The organism is Nocardioides sp. SRI_004, from assembly GCF_057586415.1.
In genome coordinates this window covers 76,898-96,776 of the sequence record NZ_JBYCZV010000001.1, presented here as the reverse complement: position 1 = coordinate 96,776, position 19,879 = coordinate 76,898, and the positions used below count along the sequence as shown (strand labels likewise).

19 protein-coding genes are annotated in these 19,879 nt (G+C 73.1%); 8 read left to right on the top strand and 11 right to left on the bottom strand.

Going from position 1 to position 19,879, the window contains the following annotated elements; all coding sequences use genetic code 11:
• Positions 1-43: 43 nt before the first annotated feature.
• The 5 genes from AC2YHB_RS00505 to AC2YHB_RS00485 are packed head-to-tail and all read right to left on the bottom strand — an operon-like array spanning position 44 to position 3,904.
• Positions 44-790 (bottom strand): ABC transporter permease, encoded by a 747-nt coding sequence (locus AC2YHB_RS00505; protein WP_487353284.1) that lies wholly within the window; start codon positions 788-790, stop codon positions 44-46.
• The gene (locus AC2YHB_RS00500) at positions 787-1,509 is read right to left on the bottom strand and encodes an ABC transporter ATP-binding protein (RefSeq protein ID WP_487353283.1); all 723 of its coding nucleotides are present in this window, start codon (positions 1,507-1,509) and stop codon (positions 787-789) included. Before AC2YHB_RS00500 ends, AC2YHB_RS00505 begins: the two co-directional genes overlap by 4 nt.
• Before the next feature lie 27 nt (positions 1,510-1,536).
• Entirely contained in the window at positions 1,537-2,127 is a 591-nt protein-coding gene (locus AC2YHB_RS00495; RefSeq protein WP_179649106.1) for a TetR/AcrR family transcriptional regulator, read from the bottom strand.
• Entirely contained in the window at positions 2,124-2,969 is an 846-nt protein-coding gene (locus AC2YHB_RS00490) for a sugar phosphate isomerase/epimerase family protein (protein ID WP_036550108.1), read from the bottom strand. Before AC2YHB_RS00490 ends, AC2YHB_RS00495 begins: the two co-directional genes overlap by 4 nt.
• Positions 2,966-3,904 carry a Ppx/GppA family phosphatase gene (locus AC2YHB_RS00485; RefSeq protein WP_036550106.1) on the bottom strand — a complete coding sequence of 313 codons (939 nt, stop codon included), beginning with the start codon at positions 3,902-3,904 and terminating at the stop codon, positions 2,966-2,968. Before AC2YHB_RS00485 ends, AC2YHB_RS00490 begins: the two co-directional genes overlap by 4 nt.
• A gap of 59 nt (positions 3,905-3,963) precedes the next feature.
• Here AC2YHB_RS00485 and AC2YHB_RS00480 point away from each other — a divergent pair, with 59 nt between their 5' ends.
• The 3 genes from AC2YHB_RS00480 (at position 3,964) to AC2YHB_RS00470 (ending at position 6,168) form a co-directional block, all read left to right on the top strand.
• Positions 3,964-4,740: a DUF3109 family protein gene (locus AC2YHB_RS00480; RefSeq protein ID WP_207008500.1), complete on the top strand. Its 777-nt coding sequence runs from the start codon at positions 3,964-3,966 to the stop codon at positions 4,738-4,740.
• Between the two features lie 74 nt (positions 4,741-4,814).
• Positions 4,815-5,453 (top strand): VOC family protein, encoded by a 639-nt coding sequence (locus AC2YHB_RS00475; RefSeq protein ID WP_036550101.1) that lies wholly within the window; start codon positions 4,815-4,817, stop codon positions 5,451-5,453.
• Between the two features lie 22 nt (positions 5,454-5,475).
• Positions 5,476-6,168: a class I SAM-dependent methyltransferase gene (locus AC2YHB_RS00470; RefSeq protein ID WP_487353282.1), complete on the top strand. Its 693-nt coding sequence runs from the start codon at positions 5,476-5,478 to the stop codon at positions 6,166-6,168.
• A 42-nt stretch (positions 6,169-6,210) separates the two neighbouring features.
• On the opposite strand, the gene AC2YHB_RS00465 is transcribed toward AC2YHB_RS00470, so the two are convergent.
• Together AC2YHB_RS00465 and AC2YHB_RS00460 are read right to left on the bottom strand one after the other, a co-directional pair.
• A complete protein-coding gene (locus tag AC2YHB_RS00465; RefSeq protein WP_487353281.1) occupies positions 6,211-7,740 on the bottom strand; it encodes a S8 family peptidase in 1,530 nt (509 codons plus the stop codon).
• A gap of 49 nt (positions 7,741-7,789) precedes the next feature.
• A complete protein-coding gene (locus AC2YHB_RS00460; protein ID WP_036550095.1) occupies positions 7,790-8,821 on the bottom strand; it encodes a LacI family DNA-binding transcriptional regulator in 1,032 nt (343 codons plus the stop codon).
• A 65-nt stretch (positions 8,822-8,886) separates the two neighbouring features.
• On the opposite strand from AC2YHB_RS00460, the gene radA reads away from it, so the two are divergent.
• Both radA and disA read left to right on the top strand, forming a co-directional pair.
• The gene (gene radA, locus AC2YHB_RS00455; RefSeq protein WP_036550093.1) at positions 8,887-10,326 is read left to right on the top strand and encodes a DNA repair protein RadA; all 1,440 of its coding nucleotides are present in this window, start codon (positions 8,887-8,889) and stop codon (positions 10,324-10,326) included.
• 97 nt (positions 10,327-10,423) lie between these two features.
• Entirely contained in the window at positions 10,424-11,497 is a 1,074-nt protein-coding gene (disA, locus tag AC2YHB_RS00450) for a DNA integrity scanning diadenylate cyclase DisA (protein WP_036550086.1), read from the top strand.
• 255 nt (positions 11,498-11,752) lie between these two features.
• Here disA and AC2YHB_RS00445 read toward each other — a convergent pair whose 3' ends face one another.
• Positions 11,753-12,544 (bottom strand): hypothetical protein, encoded by a 792-nt coding sequence (locus AC2YHB_RS00445; protein ID WP_487353280.1) that lies wholly within the window; start codon positions 12,542-12,544, stop codon positions 11,753-11,755.
• Between the two features lie 97 nt (positions 12,545-12,641).
• Here AC2YHB_RS00445 and AC2YHB_RS00440 point away from each other — a divergent pair, with 97 nt between their 5' ends.
• Positions 12,642-13,535 carry an HhH-GPD family protein gene (locus tag AC2YHB_RS00440; RefSeq protein ID WP_487353279.1) on the top strand — a complete coding sequence of 298 codons (894 nt, stop codon included), beginning with the start codon at positions 12,642-12,644 and terminating at the stop codon, positions 13,533-13,535.
• Here AC2YHB_RS00440 and AC2YHB_RS00435 read toward each other — a convergent pair.
• On the bottom strand, positions 13,520-14,098 hold the full coding sequence (locus AC2YHB_RS00435) for a TetR/AcrR family transcriptional regulator (protein WP_036550078.1): 579 nt from the start codon (positions 14,096-14,098) through the stop codon (positions 13,520-13,522). The two genes, AC2YHB_RS00440 and AC2YHB_RS00435, sit on opposite strands and share 16 nt — an antisense overlap.
• Before the next feature lie 80 nt (positions 14,099-14,178).
• On the opposite strand from AC2YHB_RS00435, the gene AC2YHB_RS00430 reads away from it, so the two are divergent.
• Positions 14,179-14,505 carry a DMT family transporter gene (locus AC2YHB_RS00430; protein WP_036550075.1) on the top strand — a complete coding sequence of 109 codons (327 nt, stop codon included), beginning with the start codon at positions 14,179-14,181 and terminating at the stop codon, positions 14,503-14,505.
• Positions 14,506-14,577: 72 nt separating this feature from the next.
• Here the strand turns inward: AC2YHB_RS00430 and AC2YHB_RS00425 are convergent, their stop codons facing one another.
• Together AC2YHB_RS00425 and AC2YHB_RS00420 are read right to left on the bottom strand one after the other, a co-directional pair.
• Complete coding sequence (locus tag AC2YHB_RS00425; RefSeq protein ID WP_036550071.1) at positions 14,578-17,142, bottom strand: ATP-dependent Clp protease ATP-binding subunit; 2,565 nt, start codon at positions 17,140-17,142, stop codon at positions 14,578-14,580.
• 130 nt (positions 17,143-17,272) lie between these two features.
• Positions 17,273-17,614 (bottom strand): histone-like nucleoid-structuring protein Lsr2, encoded by a 342-nt coding sequence (locus AC2YHB_RS00420; RefSeq protein WP_036550068.1) that lies wholly within the window; start codon positions 17,612-17,614, stop codon positions 17,273-17,275.
• 156 nt (positions 17,615-17,770) lie between these two features.
• Here AC2YHB_RS00420 and AC2YHB_RS00415 point away from each other — a divergent pair, with 156 nt between their 5' ends.
• Entirely contained in the window at positions 17,771-19,873 is a 2,103-nt protein-coding gene (locus AC2YHB_RS00415; protein WP_487353278.1) for an acyltransferase family protein, read from the top strand.
• Positions 19,874-19,879: the final 6 nt, after the last annotated feature.

The window sequence follows — 19,879 nt, the reverse complement described above, 5'->3', positions numbered from 1 at the left end:
GGCACCGGCGCCCGCAGGCCCACGGCCTGCGGGCGCCGCGCCGTCAGTCGGTACGACGCCGCAGGGTCGCCGCCCCGAGCGCGAGCGCGGCCACGGCGAAGCCCGCCACCACCGCGATGTCGCGCCACACCTGTCCCGTGGCGCTGGTGGTCGCGAGCTGCTCCATGGCGTCGACCGCCCAGGACAGCGGCATCCCGTCGGAGACCACCTCGAGCACCCGTGGCAGGTCGTCGCGGGGCACGAGCAGTCCGCACAGGAGGATCTGCGGCACCACGATCGCCGGCAGGAACTGCACGGCCTGGAACTCCGTGCGCGCGAAGGCCGAGACGAAGAGGCCGAGGGCGGTGCCGAGCACCGCGTCCGCCACGCCGACCACCCCCAGCAGGACAGCGGGCCCGCGGACGTCGAGGTCGAGCAGCACCAGCGCCACCGACGCGGCGACGGCGGCCTGGACGGCGGCGACCGCGCCGAAGGCGAGGGCGTAGCCGGAGAGGAAGTCGAGGCGGCCCATCGGCATCGTGAACAGCCGCTCCAGCGTGCCGCTGGAGCGCTCGCGCAGCGTGGTGATGCTGGTGACGAGGAACATCACGAAGAACGGGAAGATCGCCAGCAGGGCCGGGCCGATCCGGTCGAAGACCAGCGGCGTCGACTCGAAGATCCACCACAGCAGCGCCTGCAGCAGGCAGGGCAGGACGAGCAGCATCGCCAGCGTGCGGTGGTCGCGACGCAGCTGGGTGAGCACGCGGGCGGCGACCGCGAGGGTGACCCGGGGCGTGACGACAGAGCTCATGCGGCGGCACCTCCGGCCCGCTCCACCAGCGCGAGGAAGGCACCCTCCACGTCGTCGGTGCCGGCCTGCGCCTTGATCGCCGCCGGGGTGTCCTGCGCGATGATCCGGCCCTCCCGCATCAGCAGCAGCTGGTCGCAACGCTCGGCCTCGTCCATCACGTGGCTCGAGACGAGGACGGCCGTGCCCGCGCCGGCGATCCGGTGGAAGAGCGCCCACAAGTCCCGCCGCAGCACCGGGTCGAGGCCGACCGTCGGCTCGTCGAGCACCAGCAGGTCGGGCCTGCCGAGCAGCGCGACGGCCAGCCCGACGCGGGAGCGCTGCCCGCCGCTGAGCCGGCCGACGACCTGGTCGCGGTGACCGGTCAGGTCGACCGCCGTCACGGCCTCCTCGACGGAGGCGGCCGGCCGCCCGAGCACCCGGGCGAAGAAGCGGAGGTTCTCCGAGACCGTCAGGTCGTCGTACACGCTGGAGGACTGGGTCTGGTAGCCGACCCGGTCGCGCAGGGGCGGGCTCCCGGCCGGCTCGCCGAGGACGGTGACCGTGCCACCGGCCACCCGCTGCACGCCGACGACGCTGCGCAGCAGCGTGGACTTGCCGCAGCCGGACGGGCCGAGCAGGCCGGTCACGCCGGGCCCGACCGCGAGGTCGAGGCCGTCGAGGACCGGGCGCCCGCCGCGCACGACGCGGAGCCCGTCGATCGCGACGACGGAATTCATCATGTGATGAATAATGCGCCTGTCGGCCGCTCAGGGCAAGGGGCCGGCGAGGAAGCCGTCGAGCACGGGCGCGTAGGTCGCGACGACCAGGTCGGCGTCCCAGTCGGCGAGCGGCGCGGCCCGGACGACGTAGCGGAGCAGGATCACCCCGATGACCTGGCTGGCGACCAGCGGCATCCGGCGCTCCGGCCGTTCCACCCCCAGCGCCTGCCCCAGCGGGAGGAGTACGACGGGCAGGAAGCCCTCGCGGAAGAGCGCGTCCCCGCCCGGCTCGACCAGCCGCCGCACCATCGCCAGCAGCGCCGGCTGCACCTGCGGGTCGTCCCACACGCCCAGCAGGGCCCGGAGCAGCCGCTCCCCCGCACCCTCGAGCGGGCCCACGACCTGCTGGGCCATCACCGCCCGCGGGTCGACGGGGAGCTCCAGCGCCGCGACGAACAGGTCGTCCTTGGAGCCGAAGTAGTGGTGGACCAGCGCTGGGTCGACGCCCGCGGCGCCGGCGATGGAGCGGATCGTCGTACCCCCGAAGCCGGAGGCGGCGAACCGCTCGCGCGCGGCGGCGAGGATCGCGGCGCGAGTGTCCGGGTTGCCGCGCCGGCGCCCTCGGGGCTGGGCGGTCATCCCTCGGCGCCCGGCCCGACCGGCTGGCCGTCGGCGGCGCCGACCGACAGGTGCTCGACCGCGAACTCCAGCGACTCGCGCAGGTCCGCCTCGCGCTCCTCGCGGGTCGTGCAGCGACGGGTGTTGATCTCCAGCACGACCTCGCCGGCGAAGCCGGAGCGCACCAGGTGGTGCAGGAACTCCGCGGCGCCGGTGTCGCCCCGGCCGGGCACCAGGTGCTCGTCCTTGGCCGAGTCCGTGCCGTCGGTGAGGTGGACGTGGCGCAGCCGCGGCCCCAGCCGCTCGGCCATCGCGACGACGTCGGCGCGCGCGATGGCGGCGTGCGAGAGGTCGATGGTCGTGTTCGCGTACGGCTCCTCGGAGGGGTCCCAGCCGGGGAGGTACATCTCGAGGTGACGACGCGAGGCCCGCCACGGGTACATGTTCTCCACCGCGAACGCGATGCCCGACGACTCCTCCAGCGCCGCGATCCCGTTGACGAAGTCGCGAGCGTACTCCCGCTGCCACCGGAACGGCGGGTGCACGACGACCACTCCGGCGCCCACGGCACGGGCCATCTCGGCGGACCGCTCGAGCTTGCCCCAGGGCTCGACGCCCCAGACCCGCTGGGTGAACAGCAGGCACGGCGCGTGGATCGCGCTGACCGGGACCTGGTGGTGCTCGGACAGCTGGCGCACCGCGTCGGCCTGCTGGGAGAGGGCGTCGATGCCGACCATCACCTCGACGGCCTCGTAGCCGATCGCGGCCGCCCAGGAGAACGCGTGCGCCGTCGACTCGGGATAGACCGAGCTCGACGACAGCCCGATCCGCGGCCGGTTGCCCGAGCCGGCCCCCGCACTCATGACTCGTCGTTGACGCTGAGCTTGTCGATGCGCTCGAGGATCACGCCCTCGCGCAGCGCCCACGGGCAGATCTCGAGCTCGGACAGGTCGAAGATGTCCATGCAGGCCTCGGCGACGAGCGCGCCGGGGACGATCTGGTGGGTGCGGCTCGGTGAGACGCCCGGCAGCTCCGCGAGCTCCTCCGGCGTCATCGCCACCAGCTTGGGGATCCACTGGCGCAGCTCGGCGAGCGGCAGCACCCGCGGGACCAGCTGGCCCTCGCCCGACGGCGCCGCGCCGCAGATGCGGGCGAGCGAGCGGAAGGTCTTGGACGTGGCCGACGCACGGTGCGTCGTACCGGCGCGCAGGAGGTGGCCGGCATCGCGGGCGATGTCGGCGCGGATCCGGCGGCGGATCTGGCGAAGCCGCTCCTCGTCGGGCCGCTCCGCGAAGTCGGCCCGCGCCAGGCGGGCCGCTCCCAGCGGCAGCGACCAGGCCACGTCGGGCCGCTCGTCCGAGCCGGCCGCGATCTCGAGCGAGCCGCCGCCGATGTCGAAGACCGCGAGCCGGCCGGCGGACCAGCCGAACCAGCGGCGTACGGCGAGGAAGGTCAGCCGCGCCTCGTCCTCACCGGGCAGCACCTCGATGCGGACGCCGGTCTCGCGCTCGACGTGGGCCAGCACCTCCTCGGAGTTGCCGGCGTCGCGGACCGCCGAGGTCGCGAACGACAGCATCTCCTCGCAGCCCTTCTCCTCCGCGACGCGCAGCGCCTGCGCGGTGAAGGCGGACAGCGCCGCGATCCCCGTCGGCGAGACGTCGCCGCTGGCGTCGAGGTGCTCCGCGAGTCGCAGCGGCTCCTTGTAGGAGAAGGCCGGCAACGGGGCGGCGCCACCATGGGCGTCGACCACGAGCAGGTGACCGGTGTTGGAGCCGATGTCCAGGACGCCCAGACGCATGCGTCCACGGTACTAGCAGCCGTGCGCGCCCGGTGCACGCGACCGACTACGATCGTCAAGTGCCAGAGGTGTCGCTCGACTTCCCGCGTGCGTGGGTCGAATTCGTCAACCCCGCCGACGAGGACGAGGTCCTCAAGTGCGACCTCACCTGGCTGACGTCGTCCTTCACGTGCATCTTCGGCAGCGGCTGCGCCGGCATCTACGCCGACTCCCCCGACGTCGGCTGCTGCACCCTCGGCGCCCACTTCGCCGACAAGGAGGACGAGCGCCGCGTCGAGGCGTTCGTCGAGCAGCTCACGCCCGAGCACTGGCAGCACCACCCCGGCCGCAAGGTCAAGAAGCGCGACTGGGTGGAGAAGGACGAGGACGGCGAGCGGAAGACCCGCATGCACGAGGTCGACGGCCAGCGCTCGTGCGTGTTCGCCAACCGCGCCGACTTCGCTCCCCCGTCGGGAGGGGGAGGAGCAGGGTGCGCGCTGCACGGGCTCGCCCTCGAGCAGGGGCGCAACCCGCTCGAGACCAAGCCGGACGTGTGCTGGCAGCTGCCCATCCGTCGTACCTTCCGCGAGGTCGAGCGGATGGACGGCACGTCGTACGTCGAGGTCACCATCACCGAGTACGACCGCCGCGGCTGGGGGCCGGGTGGCCACGACCTCGACTGGTACTGCTCCGGCAACACCGAGGCGCACGTCGGCGTCGAGCCGGTCTACGTCACCAACGAGGCCGAGCTGGTCGCCCTCATGGGCCGCAAGGGGTACGACGCCCTGGTGCTCCACTGCGAGGCGCACCTGCGCTCGCGGTCGGCACTGGCGCTGCACCCCGCCGACCCGAGGTGACGACTACCTCTCGACGTCAAGAGGAACCCACCCCGATTCACCGCTTTCCTCAGCGCATGTTCAGAATGTCTGACATGCGCCTGGATCATCTCTCCTACGCGGCAGGACCCGACGGACTCGCGAGCACGGCTGCGCGCCTCGGCTCAGCCCTCGGGCGCGACTTCACCGACGGTGGTGTCCACCCCCGCTTCGGCACCCGCAACATGATCCTCCCGCTGACCGACGACACCTACATCGAGGTCGTCGAGGCACTCGACCACCCGGCGTCCGACAAGGCGCCCTTCGGCCAGGCCGTGAAGGCCCGCTCCGCCCTCGGCGGCGGCTGGCTCGGCTGGGCCGTCGCGGTCCCCGACATCTCGGTCATCGAGCAGCGCCTGGGCCGCTCGGCCGTCCCCGGCTCGCGCCACCGCCCCGACGGTGCCGAGCTGCGCTGGCAGCAGATCGGCATCAACGGCCTGATCGCCGACCCGCAGCTGCCCTTCTTCCTGCAGTGGGACACCCCCGCCGAGCTGCACCCCTCGCGTGGCGCCGACGGCACGGTGTCGCTGGCCGGCATCGAGATCGCCGGCGACCCGCAGCGGGTCAGCGAGTGGCTCGGCGAGACCGTCGAGGCGCCGCTGGAGGACGTCAAGGTCGAGTGGGTCGCCCCGCACGGCACGCCGGGCATCCTCGCCGCGCAGGTCCTCACGCCGAACGGCATCGTCAGGATCTGAGCTCGCCGCGGTGAAGCCGGTCGTGGGAGCGATCCCCAGCCCGAACATCTGGCACCACACGGCGACCTACGAGCTCGAGAACCGCGCGGCCGACCCCGACGGCCGGCTCTGGGCGGCCATGGAGGCGCGGGCCGACTGGACCGACCGGGTCGTGCTCGACCTCGGCTGCGGCACCGGCTTCCACCTGCCGCGCTTCGCGGAGCGGGCGTCGAGGGTGATCGGCGTCGAGCCGCACCCCGGCCTGTGCCGGCTGGCCGAGCGGCGGCTCCGCACCCACGGGGTGAGCGGCGCCGAGGTGCGACTGGGCACCGCACAGGAGATCCCGCTGCCGGACTCCTCGGTCGACGTCGTGCACGCGCGATGGGCATACTTCTTCGGCCGCGGCTGCGAGCCCGGCCTGGTCGAGCTCGACCGGGTGCTCCGTCCCGGCGGGACCGCGCTGGTCATCGACAACGACGGGTCCCGGTCGACCTTCGGCGCGTGGTTCCGGCGCGGCTACCCCCACCTCGACTCCCCCGCCGAGACCGAGCGGTTCTGGAGCATCCGCGGCTGGACCCTCGACCGGGTCGACATGGGCTGGCGCTTCGCGTCGCGCGCCGACCTGGAGGCGGTCGTGCGGATCGAGTTCAAGCCCGAGGTCGCCGACGAGATCGTCCGGCACCACGAGGGCCTCGAGGTCGACTACGCGGTCAACCTCTGGAGCAGGACGCACTGAGGCGGCCGGCCCGGAGATCCGGACCGACCGCCCCAGCCGAGGTCACTGCACCGCGTCCAGCGCGTCGACGACACCGTCGCCGTAGTAGCTGTTCTCCGCGTCGGTGCCCACGCACGGCGCACCCGCGGTGGCCACCACGCACGCGTGGTCGTCGGCCTGCGCCCGCAGCTTCGCGACCATCTGCGCGGGGGTCCAGTCCGGGTGGACCGACTTCATCAGCGCGAGGACGCCGGCGACGTGCGGGGACGCCATCGACGTACCGGACTTGAGGCCGTAGCCGTTGTCCTTGACCACGGTGGACAGGATCCGCGAGCCGGGAGCCGCGACGTCGATGACGCCGAGGCCGCGGTTGCTGAAGCCCGAGAGGCGGTTCTCCAGCGTGCCGGCCGGGAAGCGCTCCAGCGACGACACGGTCACCACGCCGTCGAGCTCGGTCGGGATGTCCTGGCACGCGTTGTTGATCGTGCGCTCGACGGTCGTGCCGTCGTCCGGGCTGGTGGCGTCGGTCGTCTTGTTCGCCAGGTCGTACGACGAGTTGCCGGCCGCCGCCGCGTGCACGACGCCCTGGTCCGTGGACCACTCGACGGCCCGGCGCACGGCCTCCTTGGCGGCGTACTGGTCGGGCTGGTCCTCGCAGTAGAACTGGAACGGGTCGACGTAGTAGCTGTTGTTGGTGACGTCCATGCCGTGCTGGCCGGCCCACACGAAGCCGCAGACGGCGTACTCGGGGTAGATGAAGCCGTCGTCGTTGACGACCTTCACCGACGCCATCCGCACGCCCGGCGCGACGCCGACGATGCCGGTGCCGTTGCGGGCCGCGCCGATGGTGCCCGCGACGTGCGTGCCGTGGTCGCTCGTGGTCGGCGCCCAGCCGGTCGGCGAGGTGTCCGGGCGGCCGGCGTCGGTGCAGTTGACGGAGTCCTCGACGTCGATGTTGGCGACGAGGTCGGGGTGGTCGGGGTCGATGCCGCTGTCCAGCACGCCGACGACCACGTCGCGCGAGCCGTCGGTGATCTCGTGGGCCCGGTCGGCCTTGATCATCGCGAGGTCCCACTGCTCCGACCCGCGCGGGTCGGCCGTGGTCGCGAGCGTCGCCTCGGCACCGGTCGAGTCCTCGCTGCGGTCGACGGCGGCACCCTTGCGGACCTGGCCCTTGCCGGGACCCCAGGGCGCGGGCAGGCCGTCGGGCGTCCCCTCGGTGACCGGGACGGAGCGGGTGGCGCCGACCGACTCCAGCGCGTGGCCGGCGAGACGTCGTACGTCGTCACGGAAGGCCGCGCGGTCGCTGTGGGCGACCACGACGCCGATCTGCGGCCAGGTCTGGACGACCACGCCGCCCGCCGCACGGACCGCCCGCTCGACGAGCCGGGTCTGGCCCGGGTTGGCCTTGGCCGCATTGAGCAGGTAGGCGGAGACGACGCCGTCGGGCGTGCTGAGCGGCACCGGCGTGGACACCGGGTCGGCCGGGGCGGCGGTGGCTCCGCCTCCGGCCACCGCCAGGCCGGCCACGGTCAGGCCGGTCGCGACGGAGAGGGCAGCGGCTCGGAGCCGCCGGGAACTGCGCAAGGACATGGGTGATTCCTCCCGGGATGTGGCGCAGGTCTTCCTGCGGCCGTCATCCTCACACGGAGGTCTGCCGGATGGCGAGGGTCGGAGCGAGAAGAATTCCGTGGGTTGTCCGCTCGGTCGGCGCCAGGAGGTCGGCCAGGGCGCCGATCAGCTCGACGGCCACCTCCTCCAGCGGCTGCCGGACGGAGGTCAGGCCCATCACCTGCGCGACCTGCGAGTCGTCGAAGCCGACGACCGGGAGACCTGGTCCGGCGTGGAGCCCGCGCTCGCGCAGGGTGTGCAGGACGCCGACCGCGAGGGTGTCGGACGCGCAGACGAACCCGGTGGGGGCGGTGGTGTCCAGGAGCCGCGCCGCGGCCTGCCGGCCGGCGTCGACGGTGTCGGCGACCGCGGCCTCCAGGCCGGCCGTCGACAGGCCCGCCGCCACCATCGCCCGGTGCCAGCCGGCGCGGCGGTCCTCGCCGATCCGCGAGCCCGGCTCCCAGCCCAGCCAGGCGATCCGCTCGTGGCCGAGGTCGCGGACGTGCTCGGTCGCCGCCGCGACACCGGCCGCCCCGTCGACGTCGACCCACGGGTGGCTCGCGACCGGGTCGTCCCACGGACGGCCGAAGGCCACGAACGGCGCCCGGCGGCGGGTCAGCTCGACCGCGACCGGGTTGCCGAGGTAGGTGTCGGTGACCACGAACGCGTCGACGGCGGTGGAGCGGAACAGGTCGTCGTACCCGCCGAGCGGGTCGGGGAGCTCGCCCTCCTCGACCGGGCCGCCCGAGAAGAGCAGCACGTGGTAGCCCACCTCGCGGGCCGCCTCGACCAGCGCCCGCACGAAGCGGTCCATCGCCATGTTGGCGGTGAACTCCTGCGCGGGCGTGAGCCGCAGGCCGACGAGCCGCGACGAGCGGGTGCGCAGGTGCCGGGCCGCCTGGTTCGGCGTGTAGCCGAGGCCGTCGATCGCCTGCTGGACCCGCGCGAGGGTGTCCGGGCGCAGCAGGTCCGGGTTGTTGATCGCGTTGGAGACCGTCTGGCGGGAGACACCGGCGCGCTCGGCGACGTCGGCCAGGGTGGCCGGCGGGCGGGGGTTCTCCACAGCGAAGATCCTGCCACGCCGGGTCCGGTCGTGGATTTGTCGGACGGGTGCCCTACCTTCGGAGCATGGCTGCTTCGAAAACACGTTCGAACTACCGCTGCGGCGAGTGCGGCTGGACCACCGCCAAGTGGGTGGGCCGGTGCGGCGAGTGCCAGGCGTGGGGTTCGGTCGAGGAGGTCGCCGCCGCGGGCGGCGCGACGACGAGCCGTACGACGGCCGCGCCCGTGACGCGCAAGGCGGTCCCGATCGGCCAGGTCCCGGCCGACCACGCCATCCACGTGGCCTCCGGCGTCCCCGAGCTCGACCGGGTCCTCGGCGGCGGCCTGGTCCCCGGCGCGGCGGTGCTCCTCGCCGGCGAGCCCGGTGTCGGCAAGTCGACATTGCTCCTCGAGGTCGCGGCCCGCACGGCGCAGCGCTCGCAGCGCACGCTCTACGTCACCGGCGAGGAGTCGGCGGCCCAGGTCCGGCTGCGGGCCGACCGGACGGACGCCGTCCACGACGAGCTCTACCTGGCGGCCGAGACCGACCTCGGCGCCGTGCTCACGCACATCGAGCAGGTCCGCCCCCGCATGGTGGTCGTCGACTCGGTGCAGACCATCGGCGCGGCCGAGGTCGACGGGGTGCCCGGCGGCGTCACCCAGGTCAAGGAGGTCGCCCAGGCGCTGGTGCGGATGGCCAAGAGCCGCGACATCACCGTGGTGATGATCGGCCACGTGACGAAGGACGGCGGGATCGCCGGGCCGCGGGTGCTCGAGCACCTCGTCGACGTCGTGCTGCACTTCGAGGGCTCGCGCGACTCCCGCTTCCGGATGGTCCGCGCGGTCAAGAACCGCTTCGGCCCGGTCGACGAGGTCGGCTGCTTCGACCTCGGCCCCGACGGCATCCGCGCCGTCGACGACCCGACCGGCCTCTTCACCGAGCGCCACCACGGCCGCGTCCCCGGGACGTGCATCGCGGTCACCATGGAGGGCCGCCGCCCGCTCCTGGCCGAGGTGCAGTCACTGGTCACCCTCTCGCCGGCCGAGCGCCCCCGTCGTACGACGTCCGGGCTGGACTCCTCGCGGCTCGCGATGATCCTCGCCGTGCTCCAGCAGCACTGCGGCATCAAGCTCCACCAGCACGACGTGTTCGCCTCCACGGTGGGCGGCGCCCGGCTCACCGACCCGGGCAGCGACCTCGCGCTCGCCGTCGCGCTGGCCTCGTCGACCTTCGTCAGCGCGCCACCGGCCGGCGTGGTCGCGATGGGCGAGATCGGCCTGTCGGGCGAGCTGCGCCGGGTGCGCGACCTGCCCCAGCGCCTCGCGGAGGCCGCCCGGTTGGGCTTCGAGATGGCCGTGGTGCCCGCCGATCCCGGCAAGGCGCAGGGCCAGCGGGGTCCGGCCCGTGACCGCGACATCGACGGGATGCGCGTGATCGAGGCCCCCGACGTGCTGTCGGCCCTGCGCCTGCTCAACCTCGACCGGCGCACCAAGCACGCCCTGGAGGTGGTCGAGGGCGCCGAATAGGACGGATCACCCGGGTCCTTGCACCGATATTCAGGCATGGCGCGCCGCCTGCGCGGATAAGGTACGAGCGTCCGTCCAACCAGAGTGAGGAGCGCAGGTGGTCACGTCGGCCGATCCCCGACTTCGCGAGACCCTTGCGTCCATCGCCCCCGGGACGCCCCTGCGCGACGGGCTGGAGCGCATCCTGCGCGGCCGCACCGGCGCGCTGATCGTCATCGGCCAGGACCGGCTGGTCGACAGCCTGTGCACCGGCGGCTTCGAGCTCGACGTGCCGTTCACGGCCACCGGCCTGCGTGAGCTGGCCAAGATGGACGGCGCGATCATCGTCGACAGCAGCCTCACCCGGATCGCGCGCGCGGCCGTGCACCTGATGCCCGACCAGTCGATCCCCTCCGAGGAGACCGGCACCCGCCACCGCACCGCCGACCGCGTGGCCAAGCAGACCGGCCACCCGGTCATCTCGGTCTCGCAGTCGATGCAGATCATCGCCGCCTACGTCGGCGAGACCCGCCACGTGCTGGAGGACTCCGGCCAGATCCTGTCCCGTGCCAACCAGGCGCTGGCGACCCTCGAGCGCTACAAGCTCCGCCTCGACGAGGTGTCGAGCACGCTGTCGGCCCTGGAGATCGAGGACCTCGTCACGGTCCGCGACGTCGCGGTCGTCGCGCAGCGGCTCGAGATGGTCACCCGGATCGCCCGCGAGATCGAGGACTACGTCCTCGAGCTCGGCACCGACGGCCGCCTGCTCGCCCTCCAGCTCGAGGAGCTGGTCACCGGCGTCGACACCGAGCGCGAGCTCGTGATCCGCGACTACGTCCCGTCCCGGCGCCGCAGCCGCGACCCCCTGGAGCTCCTCGGCAAGCTCGAGCAGCTCTCCGCCACCGACCTGGTCGACCCCTCCGCCGTCGCCAAGGTGCTCGGCATCGGCACGGGCGAGCACCTCGACGGCGCCGTCGCCCCGCGCGGCTACCGCCTGCTCACCAAGGTCCCCCGGCTGCCGTCCAACGTCGTCGAAGGCCTCGTCGACCACTTCGGCACCCTGCAGAAGCTGCTCTCCGCGGGCATCGACGACCTCCAGGCCGTCGAGGGCGTCGGCGAGCTGCGGGCCCGCAGCGTGCGCGAGGGCCTCAGCCGGCTCGCCGAGTCGACCATCCTCGAGCGCTACGTCTGAGTCCGAGCGCGACGGCACCGCGAGGCACGAGCGGGGCCGTCGATCAGCGAGGAGGTCGAGGAGCGTCGGCTCCGGCCCGAGCGCAGCGAGGGGCTGAGCGACGCGTCACGAGACCCCAGGCCGTCGCGAGTGCGATGCCGACGCCACAGTCGCTGCACCGTGGCCCGGCGTCTCGTGACGGTTGCTGCGCAACCTCCTCGACGACCGGGCGTTGCTGCGCAACCTCCTCGACGACCGAGTGCCGACGACCATGGGTCAGTTGACGGGCGTCTTCGACTTCTTCGGCTTGTCCGTCGCCTTCGACGTCGCGGTCGAGCTCGGCGTCACCTCGACCGTCCGCGCCGTGGGCCGGACGAGGGTGAACTCCGCCTCCGCGGGCTCGCCACCCAGGGCGGCGGCGGCGATCGTGTAGTCGCCCGGCAGCACCCATGCCGTGCGCGGCGTACACCGGGCAGCCGACTCGCGGGCGTTCCAGGTGAGCTCGACGACGGTGGCGACGTCGCGTCGTACGACGACGGACTCGGTCGGCACCACGGCCGGGCACTGCTGGGTGGTCCACAGCTCGTCGGAGCCGTCGGAGATCTTCACCGTGATGCTGTTGCGGGAGACCTGCCAGGTGCAGGCCTCGGACTCCAGGGTCTGCAGCGAGAGACGGAGCGTCACGTCGTCACCGGCCTCGGCGCCCTTCGCGACGCTCGGCGTGACGACGACATCGGAGGGCTCGCAGGTGCCCTCGGGGGCGGCGAGGGTGGGTGTCGCCGATGCGCCCTTCCGGCCGGTCGGCGACGCGGTCGTCGTGGCGGTGGCCGTGGACTGACCGGCGGTCACCGTCTCCGTGGCCTGCACCTGCGCTCCGGCCTGCTCGGCGACGCCGGCGTCCTCGGACCTGCCGTCGCTGCTCCCGGTCAGCCAGCGCGCGATGACGAAGACCAGCGCGAACGCCGTGCCGAGCACGAACACCCGGCGCCGCCAGTAGACGCCGGCCGGCAGCGGTCCGCGCGTCGTACGACCGCGCGTGGGCGCGGGACGACGGGGCGCGGCGGGCATGGGACGACGGTAGTCAGCGCCCGCGCGCGAAGCGGGCTGACCCGCCGGACGGGCCCGAACTCGGACGACATCACACCCGAGGCGACAATGTCCTGCGATGACCGCCGAACCCACCGCCGATCCCGCGACCGACCTCGTCCAGCCCATCCTGGACTGGTACGACGCGAACGCCCGCGACCTCCCGTGGCGCCGGCCCGAGGCGTCGGCCTGGTCGGTGCTGGTCAGCGAGTTCATGTTGCAGCAGACGCCGGTGGTCCGCGTCCTCCCGGTGCACGAGGCCTGGCTGGAGCGGTGGCCGACGCCGGCCGCCCTCGCGGCGGACTCGTCCGGCGAGGCGGTCCGGGCGTGGGGCCGGCTCGGCTATCCGCGCCGCGCGCTGCGCCTGCACGCCGCCGCCACCGCGATCACCGAGCAGCACGGGGGCGAGGTGCCGTCGTCGTACGACGACCTGCTGGCGCTGCCCGGCGTCGGCGACTACACGGCCGCCGCCGTCGCCGCCTTCGCCCACGGGCAGCGGCAGGTGGTGCTCGACACCAACGTGCGACGGGTGCTCGCCCGCGCCGTCAGCGGTGTCGAGTTCCCGCCCCGCTCGGTCACCAGGGCCGAGCGCGACCTGGGCGCCGCGCTGCTGCCGGCCGACCCGCCCACCGCCGCGACCTGGTCGGTCGCGGTCATGGAGCTCGGTGCCCTCGTGTGCACCGCCGACCGGCCGCGCTGTGACAGCTGCCCGGTCAGGACCGCCTGCGCGTGGCAGGCCGCGGGCGCCCCGGCGTACGACGGACCGCCGCGCCCCGTCCAGGCCTGGGCGGGCACCGACCGCCAGTGCCGGGGCCGGCTGCTCGCGGTGCTGCGCGACGCCCCCGGGGCCGTCGGCAAGGAGCGCCTCGACGCCGCCTGGGACGTGACCGAGCAACGCGAGCGCGCCCTGGGCTCGCTCCTCGACGACGGCCTGGTCGTCCGCACCTCCGACGGGCTCTACGCGCTGCCCTGACCGGCGATCGCGGCGACCGCCCCGGCGAGGTCGACGACCGAGCCGTCGAGCGCGTCGGTCCCCCGCTCCAGCGGCAGGTCGAGGTGCAGCCCCATGAGGGCGGCGTCGAGCAGGTTGGCGGCCCGTGGGGCGAGCTCGGCGCTGCAGCCGGCGGAGACCAGCCAGTCGGCGAGGGCCTGCAGCCAGGCCCGGTTGGCGTCCCGGACCACACCCGCCCACGGCTCGCGGCCGAAGAGGCCGAGCGCCGCGGCCTCGACGTACAGGCGCTGGCACCGCTCGAGCTGGCCGCCGTCGCTCGACGCCCGCCACAGGACGAGCACGGCCTCGCGCACCGACGGCGCGGCCGGCAGCGAGCGCAGGTGGGCGATCGAGCGCTCGTTGGAGGTGTGCAGCACCGCGGCGACGAGGTCGTCCTTGCCGTCGAAGTGGTAGAGCAGCATCCGGTCGCTGGTGCCCAGCGACGCGGCGAGCGGGCGCAGGCTGAGCTCGATCAGGCCGTGGTCGAGCACGTAGTCGGTGGCCGCCTCGGCGAGCTCGCGCCGGCGCTCCCCGTCCGTGGCCACACGTCCCCCCTCCGCCGATGAGCACCCTCAATGTAGCAGGTGCTACAGTTGTAGCAGTTGCTACATCGAAGGGACATGTCATGGTGATCGCCTGGTCACTCCTGCTCGCCGCCATCGGCGTCGAGGTCGCGGCGAGCGCCGCGCTGCCACGCACCGAGAGCTTCCGCGACCCGGTGTGGACCGCGGTCGTGCTCGCCGGGTACGCCGCCTCGATCTGGCTGCTCGCCCTGGTCGTCAGGCAGGTCCCGGTCTCGATCGCGTACGCCGTGTGGGCCGGCCTCGGCACGGCCGGCATGGCGGTCGTCGGCTACCTCTTCCTCGACGAGCAGATGGACCCGCTCAAGGTGCTCGCCCTCGCGCTCGTCGTCGGCGGCGTCGTCCTGCTCAACCTCTCCGGCGCGCACTGACGCGCTCCGCGCGCCCGCGAAAAGCACACCGACCCGCCCGGGGGTCCGGGCGGGTCGGTGTGGTGCAACAGGTCAGGCGGTCTCGGAGTCGTCGGGCGCGATCTCCGCACCCTCGGCCGGGGCCTTACCCTCGACGACCGTCTCGAGCGGCGGCAGGTCCGGCAGCTCGCCGACCTTCTGGCCCTCGAAGGTGAACTTGGCGTTGGCACCCTCGCCCTCGACGCCCACGAGCACGATCTGGCCGGGGCCGACCTCGCCGTAGAGCATCTTCTCGGCGAGGATGTCCTCGATCTCGCGCTGGACGGTACGACGCAGCGGGCGGGCGCCCAGGACCGGGTCGAAGCCCCGCTCGGCGAGCAGGTTCTTCGCGGCCTGGGTGAGCTCGATCCGCATGTCGCGGTCCTTCAGGCGGACCTCCACCGCGGCGATCATGTTGTCGACCATCGCGATGATCTGCTCCTGCGACAGCGGCGGGAACACGATGATCTCGTCGACACGGTTGAGGAACTCGGGACGGAAGTGCTGCTTCAGCTCCTCCGAGACCTTGCCCTTCATCCGCTCGTAGGAGCCCGCGGCGTCGCCAGCCTGGTTGAAGCCCAGGTTGATGCCCTTGGCGATGTCGCGCGTGCCGAGGTTGGTGGTCATGATGATGACGCAGTTCTTGAAGTCCACGACCCGGCCCTGGGAGTCGGTCAGGCGACCTTCCTCCAGGATCTGCAGCAGGCTGTTGAAGATGTCGGGGTGGGCCTTCTCGACCTCGTCGAAGAGCACGACCGAGAACGGCTTGCGGCGCACCTTCTCGGTGAGCTGGCCGCCCTCCTCGTAGCCGACATAGCCCGGAGGCGAGCCGAACAGCCGCGAGACGGTGTGCTTCTCGCCGAACTCCGACATGTCGAGCTGGATGAGCGCGTCCTCGTCGCCGAAGAGGAACTCCGCGAGCGTCTTGGACAGCCACGTCTTACCGACGCCGGACGGGCCGGCGAAGATGAACGAGCCACCGGGACGCTTCGGGTCCTTCAGCCCCGCGCGGGTACGACGGATCGCCCGCGACAGTGCCTTGACCGCCTCGTCCTGGCCGATGACGCGCTTGTGGAGCTCGTCCTCCATCTTGAGCAGGCGGGTGGACTCCTCCTCGGAGAGCTTCACGATCGGGATGCCCGTCGCGACCGCCAGCACCTCGGCGATCAGCTCCTCGTCGACCTCGGCGACCTCGTCCATGTCGCCCGAGCGCCACTGCTTCTCACGCTCGGACTTGGCGAGGATCAGCTGCTTCTCCTCGTCGCGCAGGCGGGCCGCGGCCTCGAAGTCCTGCCCGTCGATGGCCGCCTCCTTGCGCTGGCGGACCTCGCCGATCTTGTCGTCGTACTCGCGCAGGTCGGCGGGCGCCGTCATCCGGCGGATCCGCAGGCGCGAGCCGGCCTCGTCGATCAGGTCGATGGCCTTGTCCGGCAGGAAGCGGTCGGAGATGTAGCGGTCGGCGAGGGTGGCCGCGGAGACCAGCGCCTCGTCGGTGATGGTCACCCGGTGGTGCGCCTCGTAGCGGTCGCGGATGCCCTTGAGCATCTCGATCGTGTCGGCGATCGAGGGCTCGGGCACCTGGATCGGCTGGAAGCGGCGCTCGAGCGCGGCGTCCTTCTCGAGGTACTTGCGGTACTCGTCGAGGGTGGTCGCGCCGATGGTCTGCAGCTCGCCGCGGGCCAGCATCGGCTTGAGGATGCTGGCGGCGTCGATGGCGCCCTCGGCCGCACCGGCACCGACGAGGGTGTGGATCTCGTCGATGAACAGCACGATGTCGCCGCGGGTGCGGATCTCCTTGAGCACCTTCTTGAGGCGCTCCTCGAAGTCACCGCGGTAGCGGGAGCCGGCGACCAGCGCACCCAGGTCGAGGGTGTAGATCTGCTTGTCCTTGAGCGTCTCGGGGACGTTGCCCTTGACGATGTCCTGGGCCAGGCCCTCCACGATCGAGGTCTTGCCGACGCCGGGCTCACCGATGAGCACGGGGTTGTTCTTGGTGCGGCGCGAGAGCACCTGCATGACCCGCTCGATCTGCGCGGCACGGCCGATGATCGGGTCGAGCTTGCCCTCGCGGGCGTCCTGGGTCAGGTTGCGGCCGAACTGGTCGAGCACCAGCGACGACGACGGGGCGTCGCCACCGCTCGTGGAGCCCGAGGTCGACGCGGCGGCGCCGGTCTCCTTGCCCTGGAAGCCGGAGAGCAGCTGGATGACCTGCTGGCGGACGCGGTTGAGGTCGGCGCCGAGCTTCTGCAGCACCTGGGCGGCGACGCCCTCGCCCTCGCGGATCAGGCCGAGCAGGATGTGCTCGGTGCCGATGTAGGAGTGGCCGAGCTGCAGCGCCTCGCGCAGGGACAGCTCGAGGACCTTCTTGGCGCGCGGGGTGAAGGGGATGTGGCCGGACGGCGCCTGCTGGCCCTGGCCGATGATCTCCTCGACCTGCGCGCGCACGGCCTCGAGGGAGATGTCGAGCGACTCCAGCGCCTTCGCGGCGACGCCCTCGCCCTCGTGGATGAGGCCGAGCAGGATGTGCTCGGTCCCGATGTAGTTGTGGGAGAGCATGCGGGCCTCTTCCTGGGCCAGCACGACCACCCGGCGGGCTCGGTCAGTGAACCGCTCGAACATTGCACGCTCCTCACACGTCCTGGGGTGTTCACGGGATACAACCCCGCTCACACCCTACGCGTTCCGCCGAAACGGATCCGGGCCGTCCGCTGTCAGCGAACAGCCCGGATCAGGTCGGCACGGGAGGGTCTCAGTGGGCGGCGTCGTACGCCTCGCGCACGTCGGCGGGGATGCGGCCGCGCTCGGGCACCGCGTGGCCGTTGTCGCGGGCCCACTCGCGGATCTCCTTCGCCGAGGCGCCGGCTCCCGAGGAGGCAGCAGCCCGGCCGCCGCCGCGCTTCGCGCCACCGCCGCCGCGACCCACCTTGCGGCCGTGCCCGACGTAGGGCGCCAGGGCGTCGCGCAGGGCGGCGGCGTTGTCGTCGTTCAGGTCGATCTCGTAGCTGGCGCCGTCGAGGCCGAAGGCCACGGTCTGCGTCGCATCGCTGCCGTCGATGTCGTCCACCAGGACGATGTTGACGCGCTGGGCCATGATTTTCTCCTCGATATTCGCGATATCCGACGATTCGGATATTTGGATAATCGGATATTAACGAAATTCGGGAATGGGGCAAGCGCGCCACCTCGAACAGCGAAAGGTATTTCCGACTAACGCCCGGCGCCGATTCCGTGTCAGGCTGGCAGGGTCATGAGTGCGCGGGAGGGGACGGTGCTGCGCACCGACATCCAGGGCCTGCGCGCTCTCGCCGTCGCGCTCGTGGTCGTCTACCACCTGCACGCCGCGGCGGTGCCGGGCGGGTTCGTCGGCGTCGACGTCTTCTTCGTGATCTCCGGCTTCCTGATCACCGCCCACCTGGTGGCCCGGCCGCCGCGCAGCGCCCGGGACCTCGGCGCCTTCTGGGGGCGCCGGATCCGCCGCCTGCTGCCGGCCTCGCTGCTCGTGCTGGTCGCCAGCCTGGTCGCGACCCGCCTGCTGGCCCCGGAGACGATGTGGGCCGCGACCGCCTCCGACGCCCGCGCCGCCGCGCTCTACGTCGTGAACTGGGCGCTGGCCGGGCGGGCCGTCGACTACCTCGCCTCCGACGACGCCCCGACCGCGGTGCAGCACTTCTGGTCGCTCTCGGTCGAGGAGCAGTTCTACTTCCTGTGGCCACTGCTCGTGGCCGGCGTCGTGCTGCTCGCGCGCCGGCGCGGGGTCAGCACCCGCACCGCGCTCGTGGCCGCCTTCGCGGTGGTCACCGCGGCGTCCGTCGCCTGGTCGGTGCACCTGACCCGGGTCAACCCGGCCGCGGCGTACTTCGTGACGCCCGCGCGGGTGTGGGAGCTCGCCGCCGGTGGACTCGTCGCGGCCTGGCTGACCGACCGGCACCAGCGCGGCAAGCGGGCCGCCGAGCGCTCCCCCGGCGCCCTGCCCGCACTGGGCGCGTGGACCGGCCTCGCCCTCATCGGGCTCGCGGCGGCGACGTACTCGGCCGCCACGCCCTTCCCCGGCCACCACGCCGCGCTCCCCGTGCTCGGCGCGGTGCTGCTCATCGCCTGCGGCGCCCCCCGCGAGAGCCGTCTGGGGCCCGGCCGCCTCATGGCGCTGCGGCCGGTGCAGTGGCTCGGCGACGTGTCCTACTCGGTCTACCTGTGGCACTGGCCGCTCGTGGTCATCACCGTCGCCGTGACCGGTCACGAGATCGGTCCCCGCACCGGCGCGGCCGTCCTGGTCGCGACCCTGCTGCTCGCCGCCGGCACCGAGCGCCTCGTCGAGCGGCCCTTCCGGGCGCCGCGGCTCTCGCTGCAGGTCCGGCGGACCTACGCCGTCGGCGCGCTCGCGATGGGCGTGGTGGTCGCGCTCGCCTCCGTCCAGCTGGTCGAGGTGCAGCGCCGCTCCGACGAGGCCGCCCGGCAGCTCGCGGCCGCCCTCCAGGACGGCGGGCCGTGCTTCGGCGCGGCCGCGGTCGGGCGCCGCTGCCCCGAGGCGTCGTACGACGACCTGGTGCCCGCCGCCGCGGTCGCGGCCGACGACAAGGCCGAGGCCTACGGCGACGTCGGTCCGCGCAGCTGCTGGAGCGCGGAGCCCGACTTCGCCGACGTCCCGTGCACCTTCGGCGACGCGGACGGCACGGTGACGGTCGCCCTCTTCGGCAACTCCCACGCCGGCCAGTGGCTGCCCGCGCTGCAGGCGCTCGCCCAGGACCACGGCTGGCGGATCGAGACCCGGCTCGCCTCCCGCTGCGCGAGCGCCGACATCGAGCAGGACTTCGACGAGCCGGAGGCCGTCGGGACCTGCGCCGACTGGGTACGACGGACGGCCGCCGAGCTGGTGGAGACCAAGCCGGACCTCGTGGTCGTCTCCAACCGGATGCAGGCGCAGGCCGTCGGTCTCGACGACGCGGGGACCGCGGAGGCCTACCGCGAGGGCTACGCCCGGGTGCTCGGCGGGATCGCCGACGCCGGGATCCCGGTGCTCGCCATCCGCGACACCCCGGCCCCGGGGCGCAGCATCCCCGACTGCGTCGCCTCGGAGCGCGACGACTACGACGCCTGCGCCGGACCCCGCCGGACCTGGCTGCCCGAGGACCCGGTGGTCGACGTCGTGGCGGCGGCCCACGACCCGCTGCTGCGCCTGGTCGACCTCACCGACCGGTTCTGCGGCCGCACCGAGTGCCGGGCCGTCAACGGCAACGTGATCACCTACTTCGACGGGCACCACATCACGGCGACGTACGCGCACACGCTGGCGCCGTACCTCGAGCCGGCCGTGCTCGACGCCCTGGCCGCGGGCCGGTCGCGGCCCAGCTGACGTCGG

Coding starts and splice junctions, on each gene's coding strand:
- AC2YHB_RS00505 (WP_487353284.1), bottom strand. CDS start 790: ATGAGCTCTGTCGTCACGCCCCGGGTCACCCTCGCGGTCGCCGCCCGC.
- AC2YHB_RS00475 (WP_036550101.1), top strand. CDS start 4,815: ATGCGCCTGGATCATCTCTCCTACGCGGCAGGACCCGACGGACTCGCG.
- AC2YHB_RS00500 (WP_487353283.1), bottom strand. CDS start 1,509: ATGATGAATTCCGTCGTCGCGATCGACGGGCTCCGCGTCGTGCGCGGC.
- AC2YHB_RS00445 (WP_487353280.1), bottom strand. CDS start 12,544: ATGCCCGCCGCGCCCCGTCGTCCCGCGCCCACGCGCGGTCGTACGACG.
- AC2YHB_RS00420 (WP_036550068.1), bottom strand. CDS start 17,614: ATGGCCCAGCGCGTCAACATCGTCCTGGTGGACGACATCGACGGCAGC.
- AC2YHB_RS00415 (WP_487353278.1), top strand. CDS start 17,771: ATGAGTGCGCGGGAGGGGACGGTGCTGCGCACCGACATCCAGGGCCTG.
- AC2YHB_RS00430 (WP_036550075.1), top strand. CDS start 14,179: ATGGTGATCGCCTGGTCACTCCTGCTCGCCGCCATCGGCGTCGAGGTC.
- AC2YHB_RS00465 (WP_487353281.1), bottom strand. CDS start 7,740: ATGTCCTTGCGCAGTTCCCGGCGGCTCCGAGCCGCTGCCCTCTCCGTC.
- AC2YHB_RS00495 (WP_179649106.1), bottom strand. CDS start 2,127: ATGACCGCCCAGCCCCGAGGGCGCCGGCGCGGCAACCCGGACACTCGC.
- AC2YHB_RS00425 (WP_036550071.1), bottom strand. CDS start 17,142: ATGTTCGAGCGGTTCACTGACCGAGCCCGCCGGGTGGTCGTGCTGGCC.
- AC2YHB_RS00440 (WP_487353279.1), top strand. CDS start 12,642: ATGACCGCCGAACCCACCGCCGATCCCGCGACCGACCTCGTCCAGCCC.
- radA (WP_036550093.1), top strand. CDS start 8,887: ATGGCTGCTTCGAAAACACGTTCGAACTACCGCTGCGGCGAGTGCGGC.
- AC2YHB_RS00490 (WP_036550108.1), bottom strand. CDS start 2,969: ATGAGTGCGGGGGCCGGCTCGGGCAACCGGCCGCGGATCGGGCTGTCG.
- AC2YHB_RS00485 (WP_036550106.1), bottom strand. CDS start 3,904: ATGCGTCTGGGCGTCCTGGACATCGGCTCCAACACCGGTCACCTGCTC.